Genomic DNA, 25974 nt, shown 5'->3' on the forward strand with positions numbered 1-25974 from the left:
GGCACCGTCATGACCGTTGAGATAGTGAAGAACGACCTGACGTTTGAAGTCGGTCGAGTATTTTTGCTTTCCCATAGAAACGAAGAACCCCTACTCGTTGGGTGTCCAACTTTCGGGGTTCACTTCAATTATGGGTCCGGTTTTTGTTTGCCTCAGGGTTACTGCCAGTTGGCGGCACCCTTGGCCACTTGCAGCTTCTCGTAGGCGGCCAGCAGCTTCTGGTGCAGCGGGAACTGGCTGAGGGATTCGTCCGCGCTCGACAGCCCGTGGAAGCGGGCCTCGCCGCTGGCGTGGGCCCAGGCCTCTGCCAGCGTCTGTTCGCCATACATGCGGGTGAAGACGGCGCGGTACTGTTCGGGATCGCGATCCGTGTCCAGGAACAGCTCGACGCAGCTCTTGAGGGCGCGGTAGTAGTTGGCGCGATCGCTTGGGAACACCGACTGGTTGTACTCCATGGTCCAGTTGATGAGATCCAGCGCCGTTTCCAGCTCGCCGGCCGCCAGGGCCAGCATGGCTTTCAGCTCGCCGACCCGCAGGGTGTGCAGGGCGGTGCCCTTGGCGGCGGCGATGCCGAGCAGCTCGCGCACCCGGGTGCGCTCGTCGTGCCCTTCCTCTTCCAGCTGGTCATAGAAGGCCATGTACTGCTCGGCGTCCCATTCCAGGGAGGGCAGGGCCAGTATGGTTTCCCTCAGGTGGGCGCCCATGGTGTTGTTGGCCAGCAGCAGATCCTCGGCCGGATAGATGTCGGACATGCCGGGCACCAGGATGCGGCAGGCGTAGACCCCCAGGTGCTCGTAGTCGGCGATGTAGACCGGCTGCTCCAGCTCGTGGAAGATGCCGAGCAGGTGATCGAACTCCTGCTGGGAGGTGCCGCGAAAATCCCAGTCGGCAAATTCGAAATCGGACTCCTGCTTGAACAGATCCCAGCTGATGAGGCCGGAGGAGTCGATGAAGTGGGTCTCCAGATTGTGGTGATCCGCCACCTGCTCGTTGTCAAACGACGGCGGCACGAACACATCCAGGTCTTTCAGGCCACGCCCTTGCAACAGTTCGGTGACGGTGCGCTCGAACGCCACTTCGAAGCGCGGGTGGGCGCCGAAGGAGGCGAAGCTGGTGCCGTTGCTCGGGTTGAGCAGCACCACGCAGATGACCGGATAACGGCCGCCCAGGGAGGCATCGAAGCTGTAGATGGGGTAGCCTTCGGCCTCCAGCGCGGCGATGGAGGCGGCAATGCCGGGGTAGCGGGCGATCACCTCGTTCGGGATCTCGGGCAGGCTGATGGCCTCGGCGATGATCTTGTTCTTGACGTGGCGCTCGAACACCTCGGACAGGGCCTGGGTGCGGGCCTCGGTCTTGGTGTTGCCGGCGCTCATGCCGTTGGAGACATAGAGGTTGCCGATGATGTTCATCGGGATATAGACGGTCTGGTGGTCGGACTGGCGCTCGAAGGGCAGGGCGACGATGCCGCGCTCCTCGTTGCCGGATTGCAAGTCCACCAGCATGTCGGCGGTCACTTCACCGTCCGGGTTGTAGAACTTGCGGGTGAAGGGGTCGAGCAGACCGGCCGGCAGCTGATCTCCCTCGATGGGGAACCACTTCTCGTTCGGGTAGTGGACGAAGTCGCCGTTCGCCACCTGCTCGCCCAGATAGAAATCGGCGAAGAAGTAGTTGGTGGAGAGACGCTCGAAATACTCGCCGAGGGCGGAGGCGAGGGCCGCCTTCTTGCTGGCACCCTTGCCGTTGGTGAAGCAGAGGGCGCACTCCTTGTCCCGGATGTGCACGGACCAGACGTTGGGCACGGGGTTGAGCCAGGAGGCCTCTTCGATATCAAACCCTAGGGCCTGCAACTTGGTCTGGAACCGCTCGATGGAGTCTTCCAGTGCCGCGTCCTTGCCGGGAATAAAAGTGTGGTCGGTCATCACAATGTCCTGATGTTTATTGGCTCATGTTCGGCCGCAGATGATAGCAGGGGTTACGCCATTTGACAGGCAAAAAACCGGGCCGGGCCCGGACGGACAAGCTCTGCGTGGCGGCGTCAGGGAAGCGGGATCAGCCGATAACCTTGAGCCCCAGGATGCCGCCGATGATCAGCAGCAGACAGAGCACCCGGGCCAGGGTGGCCGGTTCGTTGAACAGCCAGATCCCCATCAGCACGGTGCCGACTGCGCCTATGCCGGTCCAGACCGCGTAGGCGGTGCCAAGGGGCAGCTGCTTGACCGCCATGGCGAGCAGCAGCACGCTTACCCCCATGGCACCCAGGGTCAGCAGGGTGGGGAGGGGACGGCTGAAACCCTCGGTGTATTTGAGGCCGATGGCCCAGGCGACCTCGAACAGGCCGGCGACGAGCAACAGGATCCAGGACATGATGAGTATCCAGACGGGGCAGGGTCGTCCCTGCCAGGGGGTAGGCAGCGGGGTCGTCCCCGCCGGGCCATGGGCCGTGTCGCGTCATATTGCCAGAACGGGATTGGCCCTGCCAGGGGGCTATCCGGCCGCCGTTGCCGGGTATTGCAGCAACTGGCAGAGAATATTGCGTAAATCGACTTGCGCCGTCCGCCACAATCCGTAATGTGGATAGACACATTTTTCGCAGCAGAATTTTACCCATCAGGCACCCGGGCCTCGCCATGTGGTGGTGGCCCTCTCGGGCCGGGTGGGTAGAGGATCCGCACTATTTAGCAGCTATCCAGGGTAGGACATTATGAAAAAAGTAGGTTTGGTCGGTTGGCGTGGCATGGTGGGTTCCGTGCTGATGAGCCGGATGCAGGAAGAGCAGGATTTTGCGCACATTCAGCCCACCTTCTTCACCACCTCCCAGGCCGGTGAGGCGGCCCCCAACTTCGGTGTCGATGCCGGTCTGCTCAAGGATGCCTTCGATATCGAGGCCCTGGCCGAGCAGGAGATCATCATCACGGCCCAGGGGGGCGATTACACCAAGGATGTCTATCCGCGCCTGAAAGCCGCCGGGTGGCAGGGCTACTGGATCGATGCCGCCTCCTCCCTGCGCATGGAGCAGGATGCCGTCATCATCCTGGATCCGGTCAATGGCGAGGTGATCGAGCAGGCCCTGAACGAGGGGATCAAGACCTTCGTCGGCGGCAACTGCACCGTCAGCCTGATGTTGCTGGCCCTGGGCGGCCTGTTCAAGGCCGATCTGGTGGAGTGGGTGAGCGTGGCCACCTATCAGGCCGCCTCCGGCGGCGGTGCCCGCCACATGCGGGAATTGGTGACCCAGATGGGCATGCTGCGTGACGAAGTCGCGGTGGAGCTGGCGGATCCCGCCTCCGCCATCCTGGATATCGAGCGCAAGGTGACCGAGAAGACCCGCTCCGGCGACCTGCCGGTGGACAACTTCGGCGTGCCGCTCGCCGGCAGCCTGATCCCCTGGATCGATACCCGGCTCGACAACGGCCAGAGCCGGGAAGAGTGGAAGGGGCAGGCGGAGACCAACAAGATCCTGGGGATCGACGGCGCCGCCATTCCGGTGGATGGTCTGTGCGTGCGGATCGGCGCCCTGCGCTGCCACAGCCAGGCCTTCACCATCAAGCTCAAGAAGGACGTGCCGCTGGCCGAGATCGAAGCCCTGCTGGCCGCCCACAACGACTGGGTGAAAGTGATCCCCAACGAGCGCGACATCAGCGCCCGGGAGCTCACCCCGGCCGCGGTGACCGGCACCCTCAATATCCCCGTGGGTCGCCTGCGCAAGCTGAACATGGGCCCGGAGTACCTGGCGGCCTTCACCGTCGGGGATCAGCTGCTGTGGGGCGCCGCCGAGCCGCTGCGCCGCATGCTGCGCATCCTGCTGGCCCGTGGTTGAGCCCGGGTGACCGTCGACTGAGGGCCCTGGGGCATTCAGCGCGCCCCCCTGCGGGGGGGTGATATAGAAAAAGGGAAGGCGTCTGCCTTCCCTTTTTGCTGCCCCGAGCGCCTGCGCCGGGAGGCCATGGCCTCCCTGCTTGTCGTGCGGCGCGGTGGATCAGTAGCCCAGGGTGAAGCGCTGGCGCAGGTGGGTCGGGTGCTCCAGCTCGTTGAGCACGCCGTCCGCCAGATCGCCGACCCGGATCCCGGCGGGTTGTTCACCGCTGAACAGCACCTGATCGGCGCCGAGCCGATAGCCACCGCGCTTCTCGCCGGGCTCCAGGAACACCGGCGGGGAGAGGAAACGCCAGTCGAGGGCGGTTTCACGGCGAAGCGCCGTCAGGCCGTCGCGGGCGGCCAGGGCCCCCTGTTTCCACTCGGCCGGAAAATCCGGGGTGTCCACCAGCTGCACGCCGGGGGCAATCTCCAGGCTGCCGGCGCCGCCGACCACCAGCAGCCAGCTCCCGGCCTCTTTGGCGGCGGCCACGATGGCGCTGGCTCCCTTGAGGTACTGATCGTAGATATCCGGCGTGCTCCAACCCGGGTTGTAGGCGCTGATCACCCTGTCGTGCCCCTCGAGCACGGCGGCTAGGGCCTGGGGATCCTGCGCATCCACCGCCACGGCGGTGACCTGCGGGTGAGGGGCCAGCTTGCCGACGTCGCGCACGATGGCGGTGACGCTGTGGCCACGGCTGATGGCTTCGCTCAGGATGGCGGATCCGACAAAACCGCTGGCACCGATCAGAGCAATTTTCATGGGAGATTCTCCTTCACTGTGGGAATGGGGCTATCCTACGCCCCCGGATGTGATTTAATAATCCAACATAAAATGCATTCACTTGTAAGCTGGATTTAATAATGGATCAGCTCAAGCGTTACGCCATCTTCGCCGCCGTGGTGGAGGCGGGCACCATGACGGGGGCCGCCAAGGCCCTCGGCATGACCCCCTCCGCCGTCAGTCAGCATATCGGCCAGCTGGAGGGTTTGCTGGGCCTCACCCTGCTGCATCGCTCCACCCGCCGCCTCAGCCTGACCGAGGCGGGGGAGGTGGTATGGCAGGGATGCCAGTCATTGCGCCAGACCCTGGATCAGATCGATCTGCGCCTCGGCGAGCTGCGCGACAGCCTGGTGGGGGAGGTGCGGATCACGGCGCCGGTGGGCATGGCGGGGCTGCCGCTGGCCCAGGCGCTCGCCCCCTTGCTGTCGGCCCATCCCGGGCTGCAGTTCTCCATCATCGCCGATGACGGCAAGCGAGACTTGCTCAGGGAGCGGATCGACGTGGCGCTGCGGGTCGGCACCCTGGCCGACTCCAGCCTGGTGGCCCGCCGGCTCGGGGAGGCCTCCATGCTGCTCTGCGCCTCTCCCGCCTATCTGGCCAGGCGAGGGGTGCCCAGGCAGCTGGCCGAGTTGCCGGACCATGACTGGCTGCTGACCGACGCGATCGATGGTGTCCTGTGGCTGAGGGACGAGAAGGGAGAGCCCCACGGGCTGACGCTGGTGCGGCGGGTCATCTGCAACAATGTGCTGCCCCTGCGCCAGTTTGCCCTGGCGGGGCAGGGGATCGCCCTGCTGCCGGAGGGGGAGGTGAGCGAGGATCTGGCTCTGGGACGCTTGCAGGAGGTACTGCCCGCCTACCGGATGGCCCCTATGGCTATCCATGCCATCACCCCCGAGCGGGAGGTTTCCCAGAAAGTACGTCGGGTGTTGACGGCGTTGCAGGACTATTTTGGCCAGGGGGGAGGGCGTGGGCGCCAGTCAAGGCCGGGGTGAGCGGCGCTTTGGGGTGAGCATATAAAGGGGCGGACACAAAAAGAGAAGGCAGGCCTGGGCCTGCCTTGTGGCTCGATGGCGGCAGACGGGATCAGCGGTGGTAATCGCGACAGGCGATCAGGGTGTTTTCCATCAGGCTGGCGACCGTCATGGGGCCGACCCCGCCCGGTACCGGGGTGATGAAGGCGGCATGGCTGCGGGCGGTTTCGAACTCCACATCCCCCACCAGGGAGCCATCGGCGAGGCGGTTGATGCCGACATCGATCACCAGGGCGCCGGGCTTGACCCACTCACCCGGGATGAAGTTGGGCTTGCCCACCGCGACCACCAGCAGGTCGGCACGGCGCACCTGGGCTTCCAGATCCTGGGTGAAGCGGTGGCAGGTGGTGGTGGTGCAACCGGCCAGCAGCAGCTCGAGTGTCATGGGGCGGCCGACGATGTTGGAGGCGCCGACCACGACGGCGTGCAGGCCGTGGGTCTTGACGCCGGTGGCCTCGATCAGGGTCATGATCCCCTTGGGGGTGCAGGGGCGTAGGGCCGGGATCCGCTGGGCCAGTCGGCCGACGTTGTAGGGGTGGAAGCCATCGACGTCCTTGTCGGGACGGATCCGCTCCAGCACCTGAGTGGTGTCGAAGTGGGCGGGCAGGGGCAGTTGTACCAAAATGCCGTCGACGTCCCCATCCTGGTTCAGCTGGTCGATCAGGGCCAGCAACTCCGCCTGGCTCGCCTCGGCGCTGAGATCATAGGAGCGGGAGACAAATCCCACCTCCTCACAGGCGCGGCGCTTGCTGCCGACATAGACCTGGGACGCGGGATCCGCGCCCACCAGGATCACCGCGAGCCCGGGGGCACGCTCTCCTGCGGCCAGCCGCTGCTGGACTTCTTTCGCCACCTGGCTGCGAATCGTTTGCGCAACCTGTTTTCCGTCAATGATTTTGGCAGACATCGTTCTTCACTCACCATGGGTTCAACTGTGCGTATTGTCGCATTTTTTTAGCCCGGGTGTTAGCGGCGTGACACGGGCGGGCAAGAAGTAGGCACTTGAATTTATTGGCGGAAAAATTCGTTGACGCTGGCTTTGGCGCTTGGGTATGATGCCCGCCCGTTGCCCATCCGCCTTATCGCGGATAAGCTGTTGGCAACCTTGCACATGTATTTCGGTGATTAGCGCAGCCCGGTAGCGCATCTGGTTTGGGACCAGAGGGTCAAAGGTTCGAATCCTTTATCACCGACCATTTTACCTATGTGTTTCATGGCACTGGGGCAAACCCGGTAAGTATGAAAACATTGGATAAATGCGCCCTTAGCTCAGTTGGATAGAGCAACGGCCTTCTAAGCCGTGGGTCGCAGGTTCGAATCCTGCAGGGCGCGCCATCTTGCTTTGCCAAGCATGGCAATAGTGTTTTTCAGTGGTGGCTGTAGCTCAGTTGGTAGAGTCCCGGATTGTGATTCCGGTTGTCGTGGGTTCGAGCCCCATCAGCCACCCCATTATCTCTCTCTGTTTGCCTGGCCTGCTGGCTGGTGGTGAGCAGTGACTCTCTTCGCGGAAGTGGCGAAATTGGTAGACGCACCAGATTTAGGTTCTGGCGCCCAGGCGTGAGAGTTCGAGTCTCTCCTTCCGCACCATGTCTCGATGACAAGCCGGAGTCTCCGGCACAAAAAGGCCCGTCAATGACGGGCCTTTTTGCATCTGTCACCCCTGTGGTGCCCTCCACTTGACTGCTTGCCCACCATGTCCACTGCTCTCGCCATACCGAATCCTCATGCCGACGCGTTGCCCATCTGGTGCGCGTATCCGTGGGCCGTGGGCGAGCAGGGCCCATGCCGGTGGCCTTGTCGCCACTTTGGTTCTGCTATTGATAATGGTTCTTGATTGGGATAATCTAGGTTTCGTTATAACATAACACTTGAGGCCATAATGAAACCCGATCTTCATCCCGAATACCGTCAGGTGCTGTTTCACGATGTGACGGCCAATACCTATTTCCTGGTGGGATCCACCCTCAAGACGGATCGCACCCAGGTGTGGGAGCAGGACGGCAAGGAGTACCCCTATCTGACCCTGGATGTCTCCAGTGCCTCCCATCCCTTCTACACCGGCAAGCAGAAGCAGGTGGGCAGCGAAGGCCAGGTGGCCCGTTTTGGTCAGCGCTTCGGCGCGTTTCTCGGCAAGCAGGGGGCGGCATGAAGGTACTCGCCTCTCTCAAATCCGCCAAGACACGCCATCCTGACTGTCAGCTGGTGCGGCGGCGCGGCAAGCTGTTCGTGATCTGCAAGAGCAACCCGCGTTTCAAGGCGCGCCAGGGGTAACCTGTTCTGGCATGCATGAAGAGGGGGCGATCCGATCGCCCCCTCTTCTGTTATCGCCATTGGATCCGACTCAGAGCAGATCTTCGAGCTGGTACTTCTTGAGCAGCTGATCGAAGGTGCCATCGGCCTTGACGCTCTCGATGGCGGCATCGAACCGGCTCTTGAGCTTGTCATCCTTCTTGCGCAGGGCCACCGCCACCCCTTCTCCCAGGATCTTGTCCTGGGTGCCGTTGAACTGGGGACCGACGAAGGCGAACTGCTTGCCCATCTCCTTGTCGAGGAAGCCCACCTTCAACTGCACCATGTTGCCGAAGGTGTAGTCGGCGCGGCTGGACTGCAGATCCAGCATGGGGGACTGGGCGTTGACGTAGCGCTTGATCTTGGCCACCTCGCCATAGCGGGCGGTGATGAAGTTGTCCTGGGGCGTCCCTTCCTGCACCGCTATCACCTTGTCCTTGAAGTGCTCGGGGGTGTCGGCAAAGTCGGCCGCCTTGTCGCTGCGTCCCACGAAGCGGTTCTGCATCATGTAGTAGACCTGGCTGAAGTCCACCTTCTGGCGCCGCTCATCCGTGATGTTCATGGAGGACATGATGGCGTCGTATTTGCGCACCTGCAGGCCCGGCAGCAGGGCATCCCAGGGCTGGTTGATCACCTCGCACTCGGCCTTCATGGCCGCGCACAGGGCATAAGCGAGATCCACCTCGAAGCCGCCTAGCTTGCCGTCGCTGTCGACCATCTCGAAGGGGGGATAGGTGGCGTCGGTGGCGATCACCAGGGGTTTGGCGGCGGCCTGGCCTGCGGTGGCCAGGGCCATCAGCATCATTGCGGTGTTGAGTTTCATGGTCAGTCCCTTGAAGTGTGGTGTCATTCCTAGCGTGCTAAAGGGTGCCGGCCTCAAGGGCCGACGGCTATCTTGCGATGGGTGAGGGCGGGCAGCTGGCTGCGCACCCTGCGCTGGGCCGCCAGATCCAGGGTGGCGATGGCCATGCCCTGACCCTCCTCTACCTGGGCCAGTACCCGGCCCCAGGGATCGATGATCATGCTGTGGCCGAAGGTGCGGCGCCCGCTGGGGTGGTGTCCCCCCTGGGCGCTGGCGAACACGAAGGCGAGGTTTTCCACCGCTCTGGCCCGCAGCAGCAGCTCCCAGTGCGCCAGTCCGGTGGTGTGGGTGAAGGCCGCTGGCAGGGCGATGAAGTCGGGGGCAGGGTCAAGGCGAAACAGCTCGGGGAAGCGCAGGTCGTAGCAGATCCCCAAACGCAGCACGCCCCAGGGCAGGGGGTGGCTCACCACCTCCCGACCCGGGCTCATGGTCGCGGCCTCGTCATATTGCTCCTGCCCGGTGCAAAAGCCAAACAGGTGCAGCTTGTCGTAGCGGCTGGCGAGCTGCCCTCGCGGGTCGATCAGCAGGCTGCTGTTGTGCATCTTGCCGGGCTCGTCGCTCTCAAGGGGCAGGGTGCCAGCCAGCAGCCAGATCCCGAGCTCCTGGGCCAGCTCCCGGGCCCAGGCCAGCAGGGGGTGATCGCTCACGGGGGCGGCCAGGGCCACCCGCGCCCGCTCGTCAACCGGCATCAGGTAGAAGTATTCGGGCAGCAGGGCCAGCTCGGCCCCCTCGGCCGCGGCTTGGCGCAGCAGCGCCTCGGCCTGGGCCAGGTTGTGGTCGAGACTGTCCCCCGACACCATCTGCAGGACGGCAACGCGCACAGAATCCATGGTGCCTCCTAGACGCCGCACAGGCGCTCGGCGCCTGCCAGCAGGGTGTCGTCATCCTTGGAGAAGGAGAGGCGGATGACCCGCTGATCCGCGGCGTCGTGATAGAAGGCGGAGACCGGAATGGTGGCGACCCCGTGATCGCGGATGAGCCGCTGCACGAACAGGCTGTCCGGCTCGTCGCTTACCCGCTCGTAGCTCGCCAGCATGAAGAAGCTGCCGGCCGAGGGGAGCAGGGTCAGACGCGAGTCCACCAGGGCCGAGACCAGCAGGTCCCGTTTGCGCTGATAGAAGGCCGCCAGCCCCTGGTAGTGGGCCGGTTGCTGCAACAGGTGGGCGAAGCCGTACTGCATGGGGGTGTCGGCGGCGAACATGGCGAATTGGTGCACCTTGCGGATCTCCTCCATCAGGGGGCGGGGCGCCACGCAGTAACCCACCCGCCAGCCGGTGACGTGGAAGGTCTTGCCGAAGGAGAAGACGGCGACGGCGCGCTCCACCAGTTCCGGATAGCGGATCACGCTCTGGTGCAGGGCGCCGTCGAACACCACGTGCTCGTACACCTCGTCCGAGAGGATCAGGATGTCGGTGCCGCGCACCAGGCGGGCGAGCTGCTCCTGATCCCCCGCCTGCCAGACGGTACCGGTGGGGTTGTGGGGGGTGTTGAGCACTATCATGCGGGTGCGCGGGGTGATGCGGGCCGCCACCTCATCCCAGGGGATGGCAAAGTCCGGCGCCTTGAGGGCGATCACCACAGGGGTGGCCCCTTGCAGCTGGATCATGGGGCGATAGCTGTCGAACGCCGGTTCGAACATGATCACCTCGTCCCCCGGGTGGACCAGGGCGGTGATGGCGCAGAACAGGGCCTCGCTGGCGCTGGCGGTGATGGTGACTTCCTCGCCGGCGTCATAGTGGTGGCCATAGCTGGTCGCTATCTTGGCCGCCAGCTGCTCGCGCAATTCGGGCAGCCCCGTCATGGGGGCATACTGGTTCTCCCCGGCCAGCATGGCCTCGTGGGTCACCCGGATGAGCTCGGGATCGCAGGGAAAGCTCGGCGCCCCCTGAGAGAGGTTGATGCTGGGATGGCGGGCGGCCAGATCCCCGATCACGCTGAAGATGGTGGTGCCCACCTGGGGCAGTTTGCTGAGGATGCGAGGGGAGGACATGGGACCATCACCTGAGTGTTTGAAAGATGTCCCTTTTTAGTCCTCGCTCTCTTGCCGGACAACGGATTATTCGGCATGGTATGCGTGAGTTTATCTCAAGCATGGAGGCTTGCATGATATGGTCCCCCCCTCGCAGCCAGTTGCCCCTCTACGGGCTGCAAGTATTCGAGTGCGCCGCCCGCCATCTGAGCTTCACCCTGGCGGCCGATGAGCTGTGCGTGAGCCCGGGCGCGGTGAGCAAGCAGATCGCCCAGCTGGAGGCGCGCCTCGGTCACCCCCTCTTCTTGCGTGGCACCCGCTGCCTCGCCCTGACCCCGGCCGCCGAGCAGTTGTTGCCCTATGTCAGCGAGGGGCTGGCCCGCATGGGGGAGGGGCTAGGCGTCCTGCAAGCCCTGCCCCAGCAGCAGGCCATCAGCATCAAGGTGCCCTCCTGCGCCAGTCGCTGGCTGCTGCGGCAGTTGCAGGCGTGCGAGGGGGAGGCGGTGGAGGTGCGCGGCAGCCACAGCCACGGCATCGACTTTTCCCGGGAGCCCTTCGATCTCGCCATCGTCTACCAGCCCTGCCAGGGGCGATCCCCCCAGAGTCTGCCGCTGTTTCGCGAACGCCTCACCCCCATCTGCGCCCCCGCCTTTGCCGCCAGACACGCGCTGTTCGAGCGCCCCATCACGGATCTGCTGACGCTGCCGCTGCTCCATGCCAGCGCGGATCGACGGGACTGGCGCAACTGGTTCGCCGCCTTCGTCGAGACGCCCTGGCTCCCCAGGGGGGGCCAGCTGTTCGATACCCTGGATCTCGCGATGAATGCCGCCTTGCAGGGGTTTGGTATCTCCCTTGGGGATCCCACCATAGTGGCCGAGGAGCTGGAGAGCGGCGTGCTGGTGGCCCCCTTCGCCCCCGTGCTCGGCACGGATCACGAATATGCCCTCTTGATGCGCCCCGACAGTCAGCGAGCCGGGGTGCACAGGGTCCATGAGTGGTTGTGCAACAGCGTTCAGCCGCTTCGCTGACTTTTCCGCTTGCCCCCTTTACAGGGGGTAAAAATACTGTATAAAATTACAGTATCAACAGCGGAGGTGCGTATGCGTCTGGAAATCATCATCGACAGGAAAAAACAGGTCTCCCCCGACATCATGGCGGCTCTGGAGCAGGAGCTGCTCAAGCAGCTGGGTCGCCGTTTCCCCGATATCCAGGTGCGGGTGGCGGGGGGCAGCAACATGGCCCTGAACATCACCCGGGCCAGCAAGGAGGAAAAAGAGCTGCTGGAGGAGCTGGTGCAGGAGGTGTGGGAGAACGCCGAGAGTTGGATGCCGGAGTCGAGCGTCGCCTGACAAGGGTGGGCGCCTGCTCCATGGGCGCCAACGCCTCCATGGGGCCGGCCATGCGCCCACGCCGGATCCGGGGACCAGGCTGTCCTGTCTCTGTCTCTGCTGCATCGCGCCGGGTTAGAGCCCGGCCCAGGCCTTGAGGCTGAGGGTCTGGACCCGGCGGTTGGCGGCGCGGATCTCGCCATCTGCCTTGAGGTCCCGCAGCACAGCGGGCAGGGCGGCGGCCACCTCGGCCTGGCTCATGCCCGGATGCAGGGCCGGGTGATAGGCCATCTTGAGCAGCAGGTAGTCCAGCCCGGTCAGGAAGCTGTCCGTGCTGCGATCGTTGAACACGGAGGGGAAGACGGCATCCGAGTCGTTGGGCAGCCCCATCACCTGGGTCAGCTCCTCCACCACGCAATCGAGAAACCGCCCCTTGTCCCGGCTGGCGTCCACCGGGATGATGATGCTGGCCCGGCGGATGGCCCCCTCCCTGTCGGTGACAAAATTGGCCAGGCAGAGACCATCGGCCAGGGCGGCGCTTACACTCGGGCTCTTGCCCATCAGGCGCTCGGCCCATTGCGCCACCTTGGCGCGGCGGGTCATCACCAGGGTGAGGTTGGCCGCCGCCGCGCCCTTGGCGAGGGCGACAGGGTGGCCGGTGATCCGGGCCAGGTGGGCCGCCTGGATCTTCACCACCTCGGCCTGCAGCGGCTTGTCCCCCACCTCGTTGATGAGGTGGATCCTGACGGGGTCGCGCCAGCGGTTGAAGCTGACAGGCCCGGCGTCCCTGTATTCCCGCCCGAGGGCCACCCGCTGGAAGCTCTCCATCAGATAGGCATCCTGCTGCCAGTGCGCCAGGGCCTGGGTGGCCATGGCGGGCAGGAGCAGCAGCAGGCAGGCGAGCAGCCTCACCCCGCCCCCTTCTCCAGGTCTCGCCAGGTGAGCCAGAGCCGCAGATCGAACTCCAGCTGGTGGTAATCCGGCTCCATGTGCTGGCAGAGCTGGTAGAAGGCCTTGTTGTGCTCCTTCTCCCGGATATGGGCCAGCTCATGGACCACTATCATCTTGAGAAACGCCGGGGGGGCGGCCTTGAACAGGGCGGCGATGCGGATCTCGTTCTTGGCCTTGAGCTTGTTGCCCTGCACCCGGCTGACATAGGTGTGCAGGCCAAGGGCATCCTTGATCACGTTGATCTTGCCATCGAAGATCACCTTGGAGAGGGGGGCCGAACTCTTGAGGTAGCGGCTCTTGAGCTCCTGGGTGTAGGCGAGCAGGGCCTTGTCGCTCTGAATGAGGTGGCTGTCCGGGTAGCGTTTGGCGAGAAACTCACCGAGTTTGCCGTGGGCGATCAGCTGCAACACCTGGGCCTTGAGGGGCTCGGGATAGCCGCCGAGATAGGTCAATGCCGTCATGGGACTCCTGCCGGATGAAAAAGGATGAAACGAAGAGGCCCCTCATTGTAGCCAATGGGGGGCCTGATTTATATCCGGGTCTTGCCGGGGCTCGCGGCCGCGCCGGGATCACTGACGGCGGTAGAGACCGGGCTCGACCTCCCGATAGTGGGTCTCCAGGTAGCGATAGAAGGCCTGGGTGGAGGGGGGCGCGGACGGCTGGCGCCCCAGGGCGACTTTTTCCGCCTTGGCGATGATGAACTTGGGGGGCTGGCGCTGCAGATCCTGCAGCACCCGCTCGCGCACGTCATAGGGGGGATTGACGTTGGCGAAGAACAGATAGGCCGAGGCGGGTTGGCGATCGGTCCACAGATAATATTGGGGCTGGATGGCGTCGACCCAGATCCTGTCGCTCGGGGTGGTCTCGGCCAGGATGCGATCGACCCGCACCTGGGCGGTGGCATTGAAGGGGCGACCCTTCTGGGTGCCATCCCAGGCGTTGTTGATCATCAGGGCCAGCATGGCCAGGGTGGCGAGCCAGGGGGTGGCGGATCGCACATCCCAGGCCCGCCACAGAGGCAGCAGGATCAGCACGGGCAAGGCCCACAGCAGGCTGGTCCCCAGCACCTCGCTCACCCGATCCAGGCTCCACTCCTTGTTGCTCCAGCCAAAGACCAGCTGCTGGGCCAGCAGCCAGCTGGCGGTGAGCACCACCAGAGAGATGCAAAACAGGCCCATGAGATCGCTATGGCGCTCGCTGCGATCGAGCAGACAGGCCAGCGGCAGCAGCCCCAGTGGCAGGTAGAGCACATCATAGTGATCGAACACATGGCCCGACACCGAGTTGGCGATCAGGGTGAACAGCACCCCCAGCAGGGTGGCGATCAGGGCGGGCAGATACCACTCCTGGCGTCGGCTCAGCATCAGGAGGATGAAGGGGGGGAGCAGCATGACGAGGCCGGTGCGCAGCAGGCCGACCGCCCCCACATAGACGGAGAAGCCATTGCCATAGCTCCCCTCGAAGAAGATGTCGAAGGCGTAGTACTTGAAGTCGGCCAGCAGCCCATGGTGCTGGAAATAGCCATAGAGAGGGCCGCCAATCAGGGCCAGGCCCAGCAGGCTGGAGAGCAGCAGCAGCAGGGCATCGCGCCATTGTTCGCGCAGGCACCACTGGCAGAACAGCACCAGATACCAGGCCCCCCAGAGGGCGCCGTTGTTGGTGCGCATCCAGGCGACGATGGCGAAGCTGAGCCCGGCCACCAGGGCCGGCCACCAGCGAAACTCCTTGTCCAGCAGCAGGGTGATGAAGGCCCACTGGGCGAGCAGGGCCAGATGAAACGTCCAGTCCTCCGTCATGTTGCCGTAGTAGTAACGGGTGCCGTACAGGGCCAGTACCGCCAGCATGGCGCCGAGGCGGGCGCGAAAGGAGAGGGCGAGCTGGTTGAAGGCCTGCCAGCTCGCCAGCAGGCCGAGCCAGCACAGGATGAGCTCCAGCAGCCAGATGCCGCGAAAACCGTCCAGCCAGTAACCCAGGGCATCCAGGGCGAAGATCATGGGGCCCTTGATGTCGATCATGTCGCGATAGAGCACACCCCCTTCATGCCACATCTTGCCCATGACGGCGAACAGCGAGGCATCGAAGCCGGGAGCCATGCCATAGAAGAGCGGATTGCGCAGGCAAAACAGGCAGGCGATGAGGCCGGTCAACAGGATGGCGAGGGGGCGCAGCGGCGGATTGTTGCGCGACGAGGAGAAACGGATGGAGTGATTCATGAAGCCTGATCCTGTGCCTGAGCATGCGAAAGCGGGCCTATCTTGCCGAGCCTGGGCCTTTGATGCAATGGGGGCGCAGGGCGGGATGCAAATATTCCCGCCCGGCGCCCCTCACAGGGGCATTCCCGGACTAAAAACAGCCACTTATCGCCCCTGTCGCGAGGAAGCCCCGCCCCCCGGTGGGGCGGCCATGCCCAGGCTTGCCGATTCAGGCCCAGGAGTGAGGCCGGTAGTGGATCAGGGGGGCGGGGGCAGGCAGGGTCGGGTGCTGGCGCGCCCAGCGGATGAAGGCATCGGCCAGGGTGATGCCGAGCTCCTGGTTGTGCTGGGTCAGGGTGCGCGTTAGGGCGGTATACCCCTCCTTGCCGGAGGCGGTATAGGCGCTGGAGACGCCGCGATAGACTCCCTCCTTCTCCACCGGCTGCCAGTGACCCGGATTGGACTCCCACTCCAGCTGGCGGATGCGCTGCCCCTTGGGCAGCTCGGCCAGGTAGTGAAAGCGCACCCCGGCGGTATAGGGGAAGCTGCCGCTGCCATTGCCTGTCACCCCGTTGTCGGTGGCATTGTCGATGGCGCCTTCCAGGGCCTCTGCCAGTTCATGGCCATGCACCCGATAGAGGGTCAGAGGAATGGCGAAGGGGAGCAGCTGCCCGGCGATGTCCGCCTCGCTGAGAGGACCGGGTTCGAGGGAGCAGCGCACGCCACCGCCATTGTGCAGGGCGAAATCGACCCGGCCCACCTGCTCGCGGGCCCCTGCCAGCATGGCGGCCGCGACCAGGGGCGCCACCTGGCTGCCGTGGGGCAGCCTGGCGTCCGGGATCCGCTGATGCAGCAACGGCTCGGGCAGCCGGGTCACCGTCCTGGCCGCCATCTCCTCGAGGGCGGGGCGATAACGGCGCGCCATGTGATCCTCGATGAGGGGATCCGGCGCGCAGAAATGGAGGTTGGCGGGAGCGGGGCTGGCATAGGGCCAGGGCTGCCAGGGGAACCACTCGATGCGGCCCCGGCCCTGGCTGACCCGGCCCTGCTCATCGAAGTCCAGCTCGCACACCCCCAGGCTCTGGGCGCTGTGGCCCGCGTGGAGAATGGCGACCCGGTTGACCATCAGGGGATAGTCCCCCTCGCTTCGCAGCCCCAGGGGGGCGAGATCGCCGAGCAGGCTGTGGGTGTGGCCGCCGATGATGAGGCTCAGCTCGGGGAAGCGCTCGGCCAGCAGCTTGTCCTGCTCCAGCCCCAGGTGACTGAGCAGTATGATGTGGCGGATGCCGGCGGCGCGGATCTGGCCCAGCTGGCGGGTCAGGGTCTGGCTCACGCCATGAAAACGGGTGTGCTCGTCCGGGTTGGCGATGTCCGCCATCTGGGGCAGTGTGATGCCGAGCAGGGCGAAACGCACGCCCCCCAGTGTGCGCACCAGCCAGGGCTGGCTGGCATCATGGAGATGGGGCAGGCCTCGCAGGGGCAGGGGGGTATCGACGGGCTCCTGGCTGCTGTCCAGGTTGGCGGCGAGCACGGGGAAATCAATCTGGCGCAGGAACTCCACCAGGGGGCCGTTGCCCAGATCGAACTCATGGTTGCCGAGCACCATGGCATCGGGGGCGAGCAGGCGCAGCAGATCCGCGTTGGCGCGCCCCTTGAAACGGTTGAAGTAGAGGGAGCCCTGGAAGGTGTCGCCCCCATGGAGCAGCAGGAAAGGGGTGCCGGCTGCGGCCGCCTCGGCCCTGAGCTGACGGACACGGGTCATCAGGCGGGCATAGCCACCGCTCTGGCAGAGCCATTGGGGCTCGCCGGGGGGGCAAAAACGCACCTGGGCACCATCGAAATGGGAGTGACAGTCGCTGAAATGGGCAAGTTGAACCGTCGTACTCATATCGGTCCTCCTTTAGGGGAAAGAAGGCCAAGAGTCTACCTCAGGTACGGGCGGGGATACCAGCCCGGCCCATGGTCGGGCCGGGGAAGGTGTGTCAGGCGGGTACCATGATCTGGGTGGCGATCAGCACCACGGCCAGGCCGACGGCCACCGGCACCGAGGTGCGCTTGACCACCTCGAACGGCGAGAGGTTGGCCATGCCGGAGCAGGCGACCACCACCCCGGAGACCGGGGAGATGGTGCGGCCCAGGTTCGAGGCCTGCAGCATGGGGATCACCAGATAGGCGGGATTGATGCCCAGGGAGCTGGCCAGGTTGGGGATCAGCTCCACGAAGGCGTAGAAGGGGGCATTGCCCGAGCCCGTGGTGAAGGCGGCCAGGGTGGTGATCACCACCAGGGAGAGCATCATGATGGCGCCGCCGCTGCCCAGATCCTGAGCCTGGGCGAGCAGGGTGTCGATGAAGCCGATGGTCATCAGCCCCTGGGCGAACACGCCGGCGCCCACCAGCAGCATGACCACGCCGGCGAAGGCGTCGGCCATGTTGCGCCAGCACACCTGCAGGCCGTCGAGCAGCCCCTTGCCATCCCTATGGCGGGCCAGCTCCAGCAGGGCACTCAGGGTCAGGCACATGACGATGATGGTGACGATATCGAGCAGGGGGGCCAGCTTGCCGTCGAAGATCAGCACCCCGATGATGGGGGCAAACGGCAATATGGCGTAATAGGCGGGGGCAGTGGTGATGAGATCCCCTGCCGCCACCCGCTCGTTCACCTCGCCGGAGCGCTTGTCCAGAAAACGCTGCCAGAAGAAGTGGGCCACGGCCATGGCGGCGATGGCGGCCAGGGAGATGGGCAGGGTCAGCTTGAAGGCAAAGTCGATGAGCGCCATGTTGGCGGCCTCGGCGGCCATCACCACGTCCCCCGAGGTGGGAGAGAGGATGATGGCGGCCGGGGAGGCGCACACCGCCGCCGCGGCGCCGCGGGAGATCCCCATGTTGACCATCAGCGGGAACAGGGTCGCCATCAGCAAGACCCCGAGGCCGGTGGCCGAGCTCACCGCCAGCGACATGGCGCAGGCCACCAGATAGGCGGCCACCAGCAGCACGTAGGGAGACTTGATGACGCCAAGGGGCTTGCTGGCGAGCTTGACCAGCATGGTGTTGGCGCCGATGTGGCTCATGTAGCCGGCGAATCCGCACAGCACCATGATCAGCATGCCCAGGCCGCCGCCCCGGCTGTTGAGCAGGAAGCGCACGTATTCGAAGATGTCGGTCACCACGTTGCCCGTGGTGGGGACGCTCTCTGACAGCACAGGTTTGCCGAGCAGCGCCGTGATGGCCAGCAGCAGCAGGCCGCCGCCGAGCAGTATGCCGGTGGCCGAATAGCCCTTGAAGATGCAGCGACCCACCATGAGGGTAACCAGGGTGCCAATCGTGAGTTCAACCATATTCAGGATCCTGTGGGTCAAGGGAGAGTCGGTGAGGCTGGTTCGCGCTGCGGTAGCCATTTATGCGATGAATGCTAATGTAACCAGCAAATTGGTCTGCTGATTTGATTAAGGTCAGCAAATCATGGGGTGAAGAGGTGGGGACGCGCGATTGAGCGGCCAGAAGGTGGTCCATGGCACCCCAAGCCCTGACCATAGGGCCATGGCGACTTGCGCAGATGCGCGCCGGGTATCATGATGAGACTTGCGCAGGGCGTCAGTTAATTAATATATTGATTATTCATGACATTCACCGGTCAGATGACAACGATAAGGCGGCGTAGAGCACCATGGGCAAGTTGGGTAACCTGGGTTGGGGAGCGAGTCTGCTGTGGGCCGCCGCGGTCGGCGCCGCCCCGACCCATTACGTCGGGGTCAGGATAGAGCCGGATATCCGGGTCGACTTCCAGTTCTACAAGGTGAAGGGGACCAGCATGCAGGCCGCCCTGGCCCAGGCTGCGCGGCTCGGCCCCAAGGGGAGCGTCGGTCAGCAGGGGCTCGGCATGGCCAGCTACCGGCTCGACTGGACCATGCTGGCCTATCCCCTGGCGGGGCGTTGCGACCTCAAGGAGGTCAGGGTCAGGACCCGGATCAAGGTGATGGTGCCCGAGTGGGTCAACAAGTCCAGGGCGAGCGTGGCGGAGCAGCAGAATTGGAACATCATGCTCGGCGCCATGCTCGACTATGAGAGCCGCCACAAGGACATAGTGCAGGAGACCGCCAGCGCCATCGGTTACAAGCTCGCCCAGCTTCCCCCAAGCAATGACTGCGCCGCCCTGCGCCACCAGGGGGATCTGCAGGGACGAGCCCTGCTGGCGCAAGCCAAGTCCCGCTTCGCCCGCCTCGCCGAACAGACGGATCATGGCCGCAGACTGGGGCTGAGCTGGCCGCTCTCCCCCTGAGCAGGGCCCTTGCTGGGCCGAAGAGAGGCATTGCAAGACGCCGCCAGGGGCAAGCCACTGGCGGCGTCTCGTTATGGGGCCCTGGCGCCCCGCGGCTCAGCCGACCGGCTTGCCCTTGAGCCATTTGCGCACCCAGTAGCGGGCGGGGTGCAGGGCGGCCAGCAGATCCCAGGCCAGGGGCAGGGGATCGCCGCAGATCTCGCTGGCGAGCAGCTCGCCGCACAGGGGGGCCGAGCAGAGACCCCGGGAGCCCAGGGCCCCCAGCACAAAGAGACCGGGATAGGTGGCCAGGGTCTGCGCCGGACGCGCCTTGAGCGGCAGCGAGTCCAGCGCGCGCAGGGCGTCGAGCCGGAGGATGGGCCCCACCACCGGCAGATGGTCCCGGCTGGCGCAGCGCACCCCGACGCGGGCCTGGTCGTCGCTCACATCCACCTCGGCAGGCCAGGCCTGCTGCGGCAGGCAGGCTTGCAGCCGCGCCCGGTTCTGGACCTGCTCCTCGGCACTGAATACGAGGTTGCTCTGGTTGCGGCCATAGCTGGCGCCGATGCAGTGCGCGCCGTCGTGGGCCGGGGTGAGGTAGCCATCGTAGCAGAGCACCGTCTTGAGGAGGCGTAAGCTGGCCGTGGTGGGCACATGGCTCACCTGGCCGCGCACCGGGTAGAGGGGGAGCTCGGCAAAGGGGAGGAGGGCTGGCAACTGATGCCCGACCGCCACCACCAGGTTGGGGGCCTGCCAGTGGCGGCCGTCCTGGCTCTCCACCCGCCAGCCGTCCGCCTGTTCGCAAATGGTGCTTACCGGTGCGTGGTACTCAAGCTGCAACAGGCCGCCGGCCTGGGCCTCATCGAGGGCGGCGCGGGTGAGATCCGCCGGGCAGAGCCAACCGCCGAGGGGGTAGCTGACGCCGTCCACGCCACAGGGCAGGCCGACCCCCTGTTCGACCTCAGCTGCAGAGAGTGGGTGCATCAGCGCGGGGGGGAAGGGGCCCAGGGCCATCTTCGCCAGTTTTTGCGCCGACTTCTGGTCGTAGCCGAGCTGGGTGACGCCGCACAAATCGAAGGCGACGGGGTGGCGCTTGGCCAGGGCCAGCAGCCGGCTTCTGGCAAAGCCGAAGGCGAGGGAATAGAAGCGCGACAGGGCGTCGTGCTCGCCATTGAGCAGGGGATAGAGGGCCCCCTGGCGGTTGCCGGAGGCGCCGGTGGCCGGCTCGCCATCCTCGCACAGGAGCCGGACATGGCGGCCCCGCTCCACCAGAGAGAGCGCCGTCATGGCCGAGGCGATGCCGCCGCCTATGATCAGCACCTCGCCGGGACGGCCCGCCGGACGTGGATAGGCGGGCGCCAGGCTGGCATCCGCCTGCTTGTCCTGGCGATGGCCTGCCAGCATCTCCCGCTTGCTGCCATGACCCTTCACCTTGGCCATGCTGAAACCGACGGCGATGAGGCCCCGGCGTACGAAGCCGGCACAGGTGAAGGTGGCGACGCTGGCGCTGGGGCGGGCGAGACGGGCCAGATGGTCAAACAGCCCCTGGGTCCACATCTCGGGGTTCTTGGCGGGGGAAAAGCCGTCGAGATACCAGGCATCGATCAGGCCATCGGCGGGGCAGGGCCACTGGGGCAAGGCATCCTCGATGTCGCCGAGCCAGAGATCGAGCCGCACCCGGCCAGCGGCGAACAGCAGCCGATGGCAGCCAGCGACCGCCAGCGGCCACTGGGCGATGAGCTCGGCGCTCAAGGGGGCCAGCTCGGGCCAGGCCGCTAGGGCCTTGCCAAGATCGGCCTGGGTGAGGGGGTATTTTTCGACGCTGATGAAGTGCAGACGGGAGCCGTTGCCGTGTTGGGGGGCATGTTCCAGAAAAGCGGCCATTGTGGCGAGAAAGTTAAGGCCGGTGCCAAAACCTGTTTCACCCACCACAAAACTGTCACTGTCGTGGTGGCAGAATCGTGCCGGTAGCCCATTTTGCAGCAAAAAGACGTAGCGGCTTTCACTTAGACCGTTATCATTGGAAAAGTAGACATCCCCGAAGTCGCTGGAAACCGGAGTTCCCGCTTCATTCCAGTCCAATCGGGCATGATGTAAGGATGTTTGACTCACGTTTTCCTCTGCTCGCGTCACCAAATCGCGGGCATTCTACGTGAAAGCAGACCAGTTTGGCAGCCGAAAGCGGGTAGACTTGGCGCCAGTTTTTCCAGACGAGATGAATTAATGAGAAGAGCAGTGATCACCGGTATCGGCGTCATCTCCAGTATCGGCAACAACAAGGAAGAAGTGCTGGCCTCCCTGAAAGCAGGTAAATCCGGCATCACCTATTCCGAGCAGTTTGAACAATACAACCTGCGCAGCCGTGTCTGGGGTAACATCAAACTCGATCCGTCCGAACTGATCGACCGCAAGGTCATGCGCTTCATGGGTGACGCCGCGGCCTACGCCTACCTCTCCATGGAGCAGGCCATCGCTGACGCCGGCCTGCCCGAAGATCAGGTCTCCAACGAGCGTACCGGCATCGTGGTTGGCTCCGGCGGCGCCTCCGGCAAGAACACCTCCGAGTCTGCGGACATCGCCCGTGAAAAGGGCGTCAAGCGGGTAGGGCCCTACATGGTGCCGCGCACCATGTCCTCCACCACTTCCGCCTGCCTGGCCACCCCGTTCAAGATCAAGGGTGTCAACTACACCATCAGCTCCGCCTGCGCCACCTCTGCCCACTGCATCGGTCATGCGCTGGAACTGATCCAGCTGGGCAAGCAGGACATCGTCTTCGCCGGCGGCGGCGAGGAGCTGGACTGGTCTTCCACCATCCAGTTCGATGCCATGGGCGCGCTCTCCACCAAGTACAACGACACCCCGGAAAAAGCCTCCCGCACCTATGATGCGGATCGCGACGGCTTCGTCATCTCAGGTGGCGGCGGCATCCTGGTGGTCGAGGAGCTGGAACATGCCCTGGCCCGCGGTGCCCACATCTACGCCGAGATCACCGGTTACGGCGCCACCTCCGACGGTTACGACATGGTGGCCCCGAGCGGTGAAGGCGCGGTGCGTTGCATGAAGATGGCGATGCAGGACGTCGGCTCCGTGGACTACATCAACACCCACGGTACCTCCACCCCGGTCGGTGATACCAAGGAGCTGGAAGCCATCCAGACCCTGTTTGGCAGCAATGCGCCCAAGCTCTCCGCCACCAAGGCGATGACCGGCCATGCCCTGGGCGCCGCCGGCGTGCACGAGGCCGTCTACTCCCTGCTGATGATGGAACACGGCTTCATCGCCCCCAGCATCAACATCGAGCACCTGGACGAAAAAGCCGTGGGCCTGCCCATAGTGCGCGAGTACGAAGCCGCCGACCTCAATACCGTCATGTCCAACAGCTTCGGCTTTGGCGGTACCAACGCCTCCCTGGTGTTCAGCAAGTTCAAGGCTTGATGCACCGAGGAAGTGAAAAAAGGCGCCGAAAGGCGCCTTTTTTATTGGGCTTGAACTGGGCCTCAGGCCGGTTCGGTCAAAGGCAGCCGCATATAGACGGCGCCCTCCCCATATTCCGCCAGGGATTTTGCGGTGGCAGAGGGGACAAAGCCCTGCTTGCGCCAGAAGGCCGGGGCATCCTGCACCGCCACCAGCCCGGCATGCCGGAACCCCTCATCGCTGGCATAGGCGAGGGCGGTGGCGAGCAGGCGCTGGCCCACCCCCATGCCGCGCGCCTCGGCCGAGACGGCGAGATCGTGCAGATAGAACTCCTGTGCCCCGGCCAGCGCCGTCATGGTGACGGAGAGCGGCGGCGGCTGGTTGGCGCGCCAGGGGTGACAGAGCAGGTAGCCGAGCACCCGGCCCTGACGCTCTGCAACCCAGCAGCAGTCGGGGGCCAGCTCGGCCTTGTTGCTCATGACACTGAGGGGCTCGGGGGTCAGCTGGTGATAGCACTCGGCCTGAATGGCCATGATCTGGGGCCAATCCTGTGGCGAAATGGAGCGGATCTGGATGCTCATGACGTTCGTTTGAATCTTTGTGTCGGCCTGACAGCTTAACCAAGGAAGGGGGCAAAGAGAAGAGGGCTGGGGTTGCCATGGCAGGAGGGGCCTTGGCCCCTCGCGATATTAGGGTGCTGATGCGCCGGCTCAGCCGAGAAATTCGCACAGATAGGCGCTGGGGCTGCTCACCTTGAGGGAGAAGGAGGAGTTGCCGGGCACCTCGAAGGATTGCCCCTGATCGTAGCGTTGCCAGTCGCTGGATCCGGCCAGCTGTATGGTCAGGCTGCCCTTGACCACCGTCATGCGCTCGGGGGCACCGGTGTTGAACAGGTAATCCCCGGCGGCCATGACACCCACCGTGGATTGCTCACCATTTTGATCAAAGCCGATGGATTTTACATTTCCGTCAAAATATTCGTTTACTTTCAGCATCTTTCTATCCCTGTTTATGCGGTTACCGGGTCAAGCTAGCACAGAATCCTGTTAATGGGCATAGCAAAATGATGTTTTTTAGGCGTGTTTCTTTTGAATCTTAACTTTATTGCAAACTTATCAATATATCAGCGTCATGAATTAGCGATTCAAAACAGCAGATAAATATGAGATAAATCCGCCCGGCAGGGGAATGAGCAGGAGTTCATTCCCCTGTCTGGCTAATTGCACTGGGAAAGTGTGACATTTATTCGCAAAAGGAACATTTTGTGTTAACTAAAGGACTCATTAAGAACATTGGCTTCCAGGTCGTGGTTGCCATGCTGCTGGGGGCGCTGGTTGGTGTGCTCATGGGCGAGCAAGCCGCCATGTTTGCCCCCCTCGGCAGTCTGTTTATCCAGCTCATCAAGATGCTGGTGATCCCCCTGGTGGCGGTGGCCATCATCTCGGGCGCCGCCAACCTGGGTGCCAGCCCGGCGGCGGGCAAGATAGGGGGCAGCACCCTGCTGTTCTTCCTCGGCACCTCCGCCCTGGCCGTCTTCCTGGCCCTGGTGATGGGGCAGGTGTTCCAGCCGGGCACCGGCGTCGATCTCAGCTCGATGAAATCCCTCTTCTCCGGCGAGTATGCCGACAAGGGTGAACTGCCCGATGCCATCGCCACCCTGCTTGGCATGATCCCGACCAACGTCTTCCAGTCCCTCAACGAGGCGAACATTCTGCAGATCCTGGTGTTCTGCCTGTTCCTCGGCATCGCCCTGGCCAAGCAGCCGGCCGCCCGTGCCAAGCCGCTGGTGGATGGTCTCAACACCCTGGTCGACGCCTTCGTCTGGATGATCAACAAGGTGATGCTGGTGGCGCCGTTCGGTGTCTTTGGTCTGATGGCCGATGCCATCGGTACCTACGGCTTCGATGTGCTCTCCCTGGTGTTCAATCTGTTTGCCGTGTACGTGGCCGCCATCCTGGTGTTCGGCTTCATCGTCTATCCGCTGCTGATCGCCGTCTTCTCCAATACCCCTGTGCTCAAGTACCTGTCGGCCATGAAGAAGGCCCAGGTCGTCGCCTTCTCCACCGCCTCCTCCATGGCGACCCTGCCGGTCACCATGGAAGTGTGCGAGAAGGAGCTGAAAGTCAGCAACAGCACCGCCGCCTTCGTGCTGCCCCTGGGGGCGACCATCAACATGAGCGGCAACGCCATCTATTATGGTCTGGTCGCCATCTTCTTCGCCCAGGTGTTCAACATCGATCTCTCCCTGGGGGCCTGGGTCGCCATCATACTGACCTCCACCCTGGGCGCCATCGGCCAGGCCGGGGTGCCGGGGCCGAGCTTCCTGGTGGTGGCCGTGCTGCTGGCCGCAGGGATCCCCATCGAGGGGCTGCCCCTGCTGTTCGCCCTGGATCGTCTGTTCGACATGATCCGTACCGCCCTCAACATCACCGGGGATGCGGCCTGCGCCATCATAGTGGACAGGTTCAGCCCGGACTACGATGCTGCCCGCTGGCAGAAATAAGCGGGGAGGGGGCAAGGCATAGCGCCCTGCTCACCCAGCCAAGCAAGAGGGGCCGATATGGCCCCTCTTTTTATATATGGCTTTTTCCGGGGGCATTACGCTTCCCGGGTAGTGCGACCGTCCGCCAGCTGGTGCAGCGCCTGCTGGCAGCGCTGCTTGGCGGCATCCAGCTCCAGCAGCACCATCTCTATGTCCTCGAGCTGCTGGTGCAGTGTCTCGCGCTTCTCCTCGATGAGGGAGAGCATGCTGCTCAACTGGGTGCGGCTGCTCTTGTCGGCGTCATAGAGGTCAAATAGCTCGCGAATATCCGCCAGGCTGAATCCCAGCCGCTTGCCGCGCAGGGTCAGCTTGAGGCGCACCCTGTCCTGGCGACTGTAGATGCGGGTCTGCCCCTGGCGGGTGGGGGTGAGCAACCCCTGATCTTCATAGAAACGGATGCTGCGGGTGGTCACGTCAAACTCTTTGGCGAGCTCACTGATGCTGTAGCTGCGGGTGTCGTCCTGGGAGGGCATCTGGGTATCATCTTGGCTGTCAATCCTGGCTG

The 25974-nt window shown here is 64.2% G+C and carries 25 protein-coding genes and 4 tRNA genes; 13 read left to right on the forward strand and 16 right to left on the reverse strand.

Features of this window, described 5'->3' with window-relative positions; genetic code table 11:
• Nucleotides 1-158: 158 nt before the first annotated feature.
• A complete protein-coding gene (ycaO, locus tag ACLHZ1_RS14460; RefSeq protein WP_427262651.1) occupies nt 159-1919 on the reverse strand; it encodes a 30S ribosomal protein S12 methylthiotransferase accessory factor YcaO in 1761 nt (586 codons plus the stop codon).
• A gap of 130 nt (nt 1920-2049) precedes the next feature.
• Nucleotides 2050-2364: a quaternary ammonium compound efflux SMR transporter SugE gene (gene sugE / locus ACLHZ1_RS14465; RefSeq protein WP_427262652.1), complete on the reverse strand. Its 315-nt coding sequence runs from the start codon at nt 2362-2364 to the stop codon at nt 2050-2052.
• Nucleotides 2365-2701: 337 nt separating this feature from the next.
• On the opposite strand from sugE, the gene asd reads away from it, so the two are divergent.
• Nucleotides 2702-3817 (forward strand): aspartate-semialdehyde dehydrogenase, encoded by a 1116-nt coding sequence (asd, locus tag ACLHZ1_RS14470; protein ID WP_427262653.1) that lies wholly within the window; start codon nt 2702-2704, stop codon nt 3815-3817.
• A 159-nt stretch (nt 3818-3976) separates the two neighbouring features.
• Here the strand turns inward: asd and ACLHZ1_RS14475 are convergent, their stop codons facing one another.
• Nucleotides 3977-4615, reverse strand: a complete 639-nt coding sequence (locus ACLHZ1_RS14475; RefSeq protein ID WP_427262654.1) for an NAD(P)-dependent oxidoreductase — start codon at nt 4613-4615, stop codon at nt 3977-3979.
• A 101-nt stretch (nt 4616-4716) separates the two neighbouring features.
• Between ACLHZ1_RS14475 and ACLHZ1_RS14480 the strand changes: the two genes are divergently transcribed.
• The gene (locus ACLHZ1_RS14480) at nt 4717-5628 is read left to right on the forward strand and encodes a LysR family transcriptional regulator (RefSeq protein WP_427262655.1); all 912 of its coding nucleotides are present in this window, start codon (nt 4717-4719) and stop codon (nt 5626-5628) included.
• Between the two features lie 91 nt (nt 5629-5719).
• Here ACLHZ1_RS14480 and folD read toward each other — a convergent pair whose 3' ends face one another.
• The gene (gene folD / locus ACLHZ1_RS14485; RefSeq protein ID WP_427262656.1) at nt 5720-6574 is read right to left on the reverse strand and encodes a bifunctional methylenetetrahydrofolate dehydrogenase/methenyltetrahydrofolate cyclohydrolase FolD; all 855 of its coding nucleotides are present in this window, start codon (nt 6572-6574) and stop codon (nt 5720-5722) included.
• A gap of 212 nt (nt 6575-6786) precedes the next feature.
• On the opposite strand from folD, the gene ACLHZ1_RS14490 reads away from it, so the two are divergent.
• The 6 genes from ACLHZ1_RS14490 to ykgO all read left to right on the forward strand — a co-directional run bounded on the left by ACLHZ1_RS14490 (nt 6787) and on the right by ykgO (nt 7938).
• Nucleotides 6787-6863: transfer RNA gene (locus tag ACLHZ1_RS14490), tRNA-Pro, on the forward strand.
• A gap of 62 nt (nt 6864-6925) precedes the next feature.
• Nucleotides 6926-7002: transfer RNA gene (locus ACLHZ1_RS14495), tRNA-Arg, on the forward strand.
• Between the two features lie 38 nt (nt 7003-7040).
• Nucleotides 7041-7116, forward strand: a tRNA-His gene (locus ACLHZ1_RS14500).
• Nucleotides 7117-7171: 55 nt separating this feature from the next.
• Nucleotides 7172-7254 (forward strand) — tRNA-Leu (locus ACLHZ1_RS14505).
• 292 nt (nt 7255-7546) lie between these two features.
• Nucleotides 7547-7816: a type B 50S ribosomal protein L31 gene (locus ACLHZ1_RS14510; RefSeq protein WP_408795452.1), complete on the forward strand. Its 270-nt coding sequence runs from the start codon at nt 7547-7549 to the stop codon at nt 7814-7816.
• Nucleotides 7813-7938, forward strand: a complete 126-nt coding sequence (gene ykgO / locus ACLHZ1_RS14515) for a type B 50S ribosomal protein L36 (RefSeq protein WP_005909330.1) — start codon at nt 7813-7815, stop codon at nt 7936-7938. Before ACLHZ1_RS14510 ends, ykgO begins: the two co-directional genes overlap by 4 nt.
• Before the next feature lie 70 nt (nt 7939-8008).
• On the opposite strand, the gene ACLHZ1_RS14520 is transcribed toward ykgO, so the two are convergent.
• The 3 genes from ACLHZ1_RS14520 to ACLHZ1_RS14530 are packed head-to-tail and all read right to left on the reverse strand — an operon-like array spanning nt 8009 to nt 10808.
• A complete protein-coding gene (locus ACLHZ1_RS14520) occupies nt 8009-8779 on the reverse strand; it encodes an ABC transporter substrate-binding protein (protein WP_427262657.1) in 771 nt (256 codons plus the stop codon).
• A gap of 53 nt (nt 8780-8832) precedes the next feature.
• Nucleotides 8833-9648: a carbon-nitrogen hydrolase family protein gene (locus ACLHZ1_RS14525; protein WP_427262658.1), complete on the reverse strand. Its 816-nt coding sequence runs from the start codon at nt 9646-9648 to the stop codon at nt 8833-8835.
• A gap of 8 nt (nt 9649-9656) precedes the next feature.
• A complete protein-coding gene (locus ACLHZ1_RS14530) occupies nt 9657-10808 on the reverse strand; it encodes a methionine aminotransferase (protein ID WP_427262659.1) in 1152 nt (383 codons plus the stop codon).
• Nucleotides 10809-10921: 113 nt separating this feature from the next.
• Between ACLHZ1_RS14530 and ACLHZ1_RS14535 the strand changes: the two genes are divergently transcribed.
• Nucleotides 10922-11815: a LysR family transcriptional regulator gene (locus ACLHZ1_RS14535; protein WP_427262660.1), complete on the forward strand. Its 894-nt coding sequence runs from the start codon at nt 10922-10924 to the stop codon at nt 11813-11815.
• A 72-nt stretch (nt 11816-11887) separates the two neighbouring features.
• On the forward strand, nt 11888-12136 hold the full coding sequence (locus ACLHZ1_RS14540) for a DinI-like family protein (RefSeq protein ID WP_111874629.1): 249 nt from the start codon (nt 11888-11890) through the stop codon (nt 12134-12136).
• Between the two features lie 114 nt (nt 12137-12250).
• On the opposite strand, the gene ACLHZ1_RS14545 is transcribed toward ACLHZ1_RS14540, so the two are convergent.
• The 5 genes from ACLHZ1_RS14545 to dcuC all read right to left on the reverse strand — a co-directional run bounded on the left by ACLHZ1_RS14545 (nt 12251) and on the right by dcuC (nt 18593).
• Nucleotides 12251-12988: a DUF2927 domain-containing protein gene (locus ACLHZ1_RS14545; protein ID WP_427262699.1), complete on the reverse strand. Its 738-nt coding sequence runs from the start codon at nt 12986-12988 to the stop codon at nt 12251-12253.
• Between the two features lie 35 nt (nt 12989-13023).
• Complete coding sequence (locus ACLHZ1_RS14550) at nt 13024-13527, reverse strand: M48 family metallopeptidase (RefSeq protein ID WP_427262661.1); 504 nt, start codon at nt 13525-13527, stop codon at nt 13024-13026.
• A 108-nt stretch (nt 13528-13635) separates the two neighbouring features.
• Nucleotides 13636-15279 carry a hypothetical protein gene (locus ACLHZ1_RS14555; RefSeq protein WP_427262662.1) on the reverse strand — a complete coding sequence of 548 codons (1644 nt, stop codon included), beginning with the start codon at nt 15277-15279 and terminating at the stop codon, nt 13636-13638.
• Nucleotides 15280-15487: 208 nt separating this feature from the next.
• Nucleotides 15488-17146, reverse strand: coding sequence for a bifunctional metallophosphatase/5'-nucleotidase (locus ACLHZ1_RS14560; RefSeq protein ID WP_427262663.1), 1659 nt, complete (start codon nt 17144-17146; stop codon nt 15488-15490).
• Between the two features lie 94 nt (nt 17147-17240).
• Nucleotides 17241-18593 carry an anaerobic C4-dicarboxylate transporter DcuC gene (dcuC, locus tag ACLHZ1_RS14565; RefSeq protein WP_427262664.1) on the reverse strand — a complete coding sequence of 451 codons (1353 nt, stop codon included), beginning with the start codon at nt 18591-18593 and terminating at the stop codon, nt 17241-17243.
• 329 nt (nt 18594-18922) lie between these two features.
• On the opposite strand from dcuC, the gene ACLHZ1_RS14570 reads away from it, so the two are divergent.
• Complete coding sequence (locus ACLHZ1_RS14570) at nt 18923-19534, forward strand: DUF922 domain-containing protein (RefSeq protein WP_427262665.1); 612 nt, start codon at nt 18923-18925, stop codon at nt 19532-19534.
• 96 nt (nt 19535-19630) lie between these two features.
• Here the strand turns inward: ACLHZ1_RS14570 and mnmC are convergent, their stop codons facing one another.
• Nucleotides 19631-21646, reverse strand: a complete 2016-nt coding sequence (gene mnmC, locus ACLHZ1_RS14575) for a bifunctional tRNA (5-methylaminomethyl-2-thiouridine)(34)-methyltransferase MnmD/FAD-dependent 5-carboxymethylaminomethyl-2-thiouridine(34) oxidoreductase MnmC (RefSeq protein ID WP_427262666.1) — start codon at nt 21644-21646, stop codon at nt 19631-19633.
• A 90-nt stretch (nt 21647-21736) separates the two neighbouring features.
• Between mnmC and fabB the strand changes: the two genes are divergently transcribed.
• Nucleotides 21737-22948, forward strand: a complete 1212-nt coding sequence (gene fabB, locus ACLHZ1_RS14580; RefSeq protein ID WP_408795475.1) for a beta-ketoacyl-ACP synthase I — start codon at nt 21737-21739, stop codon at nt 22946-22948.
• 62 nt (nt 22949-23010) lie between these two features.
• Here fabB and ACLHZ1_RS14585 read toward each other — a convergent pair whose 3' ends face one another.
• Nucleotides 23011-23508 (reverse strand): GNAT family N-acetyltransferase, encoded by a 498-nt coding sequence (locus ACLHZ1_RS14585; RefSeq protein WP_427262667.1) that lies wholly within the window; start codon nt 23506-23508, stop codon nt 23011-23013.
• Between the two features lie 129 nt (nt 23509-23637).
• Nucleotides 23638-23922 carry a pyrimidine/purine nucleoside phosphorylase gene (locus ACLHZ1_RS14590; protein WP_041994066.1) on the reverse strand — a complete coding sequence of 95 codons (285 nt, stop codon included), beginning with the start codon at nt 23920-23922 and terminating at the stop codon, nt 23638-23640.
• Nucleotides 23923-24191: 269 nt separating this feature from the next.
• On the opposite strand from ACLHZ1_RS14590, the gene ACLHZ1_RS14595 reads away from it, so the two are divergent.
• Complete coding sequence (locus ACLHZ1_RS14595; protein WP_427262668.1) at nt 24192-25430, forward strand: dicarboxylate/amino acid:cation symporter; 1239 nt, start codon at nt 24192-24194, stop codon at nt 25428-25430.
• A gap of 95 nt (nt 25431-25525) precedes the next feature.
• Here the strand turns inward: ACLHZ1_RS14595 and ACLHZ1_RS14600 are convergent, their stop codons facing one another.
• Nucleotides 25526-25942 carry a MerR family transcriptional regulator gene (locus ACLHZ1_RS14600; protein WP_427262669.1) on the reverse strand — a complete coding sequence of 139 codons (417 nt, stop codon included), beginning with the start codon at nt 25940-25942 and terminating at the stop codon, nt 25526-25528.
• Nucleotides 25943-25974: the final 32 nt, after the last annotated feature.

Origin of the sequence: Aeromonas sobria (assembly GCF_050266975.1) — a bacterium.
Classification (GTDB): domain Bacteria; phylum Pseudomonadota; class Gammaproteobacteria; order Enterobacterales; family Aeromonadaceae; genus Aeromonas; species Aeromonas sobria_B.

What these genes read in the sequence shown, in the direction of transcription:
- ycaO (WP_427262651.1), bottom strand. Translation starts at nt 1,919, where the DNA reads ATGACCGACCACACTTTTATTCCCGGCAAGGACGCGGCACTGGAAGAC.
- sugE (WP_427262652.1), bottom strand. Translation starts at nt 2,364, where the DNA reads ATGTCCTGGATCCTGTTGCTCGTCGCCGGCCTGTTCGAGGTCGCCTGG.
- asd (WP_427262653.1), top strand. Translation starts at nt 2,702, where the DNA reads ATGAAAAAAGTAGGTTTGGTCGGTTGGCGTGGCATGGTGGGTTCCGTG.
- ACLHZ1_RS14475 (WP_427262654.1), bottom strand. Translation starts at nt 4,615, where the DNA reads ATGAAAATTGCTCTGATCGGTGCCAGCGGTTTTGTCGGATCCGCCATC.
- ACLHZ1_RS14480 (WP_427262655.1), top strand. Translation starts at nt 4,717, where the DNA reads ATGGATCAGCTCAAGCGTTACGCCATCTTCGCCGCCGTGGTGGAGGCG.
- folD (WP_427262656.1), bottom strand. Translation starts at nt 6,574, where the DNA reads ATGTCTGCCAAAATCATTGACGGAAAACAGGTTGCGCAAACGATTCGC.
- ACLHZ1_RS14510 (WP_408795452.1), top strand. Translation starts at nt 7,547, where the DNA reads ATGAAACCCGATCTTCATCCCGAATACCGTCAGGTGCTGTTTCACGAT.
- ykgO (WP_005909330.1), top strand. Translation starts at nt 7,813, where the DNA reads ATGAAGGTACTCGCCTCTCTCAAATCCGCCAAGACACGCCATCCTGAC.
- ACLHZ1_RS14520 (WP_427262657.1), bottom strand. Translation starts at nt 8,779, where the DNA reads ATGAAACTCAACACCGCAATGATGCTGATGGCCCTGGCCACCGCAGGC.
- ACLHZ1_RS14525 (WP_427262658.1), bottom strand. Translation starts at nt 9,648, where the DNA reads ATGGATTCTGTGCGCGTTGCCGTCCTGCAGATGGTGTCGGGGGACAGT.
- ACLHZ1_RS14530 (WP_427262659.1), bottom strand. Translation starts at nt 10,808, where the DNA reads ATGTCCTCCCCTCGCATCCTCAGCAAACTGCCCCAGGTGGGCACCACC.
- ACLHZ1_RS14535 (WP_427262660.1), top strand. Translation starts at nt 10,922, where the DNA reads ATGATATGGTCCCCCCCTCGCAGCCAGTTGCCCCTCTACGGGCTGCAA.
- ACLHZ1_RS14540 (WP_111874629.1), top strand. Translation starts at nt 11,888, where the DNA reads ATGCGTCTGGAAATCATCATCGACAGGAAAAAACAGGTCTCCCCCGAC.
- ACLHZ1_RS14545 (WP_427262699.1), bottom strand. Translation starts at nt 12,988, where the DNA reads ATGGCCACCCAGGCCCTGGCGCACTGGCAGCAGGATGCCTATCTGATG.
- ACLHZ1_RS14550 (WP_427262661.1), bottom strand. Translation starts at nt 13,527, where the DNA reads ATGACGGCATTGACCTATCTCGGCGGCTATCCCGAGCCCCTCAAGGCC.
- ACLHZ1_RS14555 (WP_427262662.1), bottom strand. Translation starts at nt 15,279, where the DNA reads ATGAATCACTCCATCCGTTTCTCCTCGTCGCGCAACAATCCGCCGCTG.
- ACLHZ1_RS14560 (WP_427262663.1), bottom strand. Translation starts at nt 17,146, where the DNA reads ATGAGTACGACGGTTCAACTTGCCCATTTCAGCGACTGTCACTCCCAT.
- dcuC (WP_427262664.1), bottom strand. Translation starts at nt 18,593, where the DNA reads ATGGTTGAACTCACGATTGGCACCCTGGTTACCCTCATGGTGGGTCGC.
- ACLHZ1_RS14570 (WP_427262665.1), top strand. Translation starts at nt 18,923, where the DNA reads ATGGGCAAGTTGGGTAACCTGGGTTGGGGAGCGAGTCTGCTGTGGGCC.
- fabB (WP_408795475.1), top strand. Translation starts at nt 21,737, where the DNA reads ATGAGAAGAGCAGTGATCACCGGTATCGGCGTCATCTCCAGTATCGGC.
- ACLHZ1_RS14585 (WP_427262667.1), bottom strand. Translation starts at nt 23,508, where the DNA reads ATGAGCATCCAGATCCGCTCCATTTCGCCACAGGATTGGCCCCAGATC.
- ACLHZ1_RS14590 (WP_041994066.1), bottom strand. Translation starts at nt 23,922, where the DNA reads ATGCTGAAAGTAAACGAATATTTTGACGGAAATGTAAAATCCATCGGC.
- ACLHZ1_RS14600 (WP_427262669.1), bottom strand. Translation starts at nt 25,942, where the DNA reads ATGCCCTCCCAGGACGACACCCGCAGCTACAGCATCAGTGAGCTCGCC.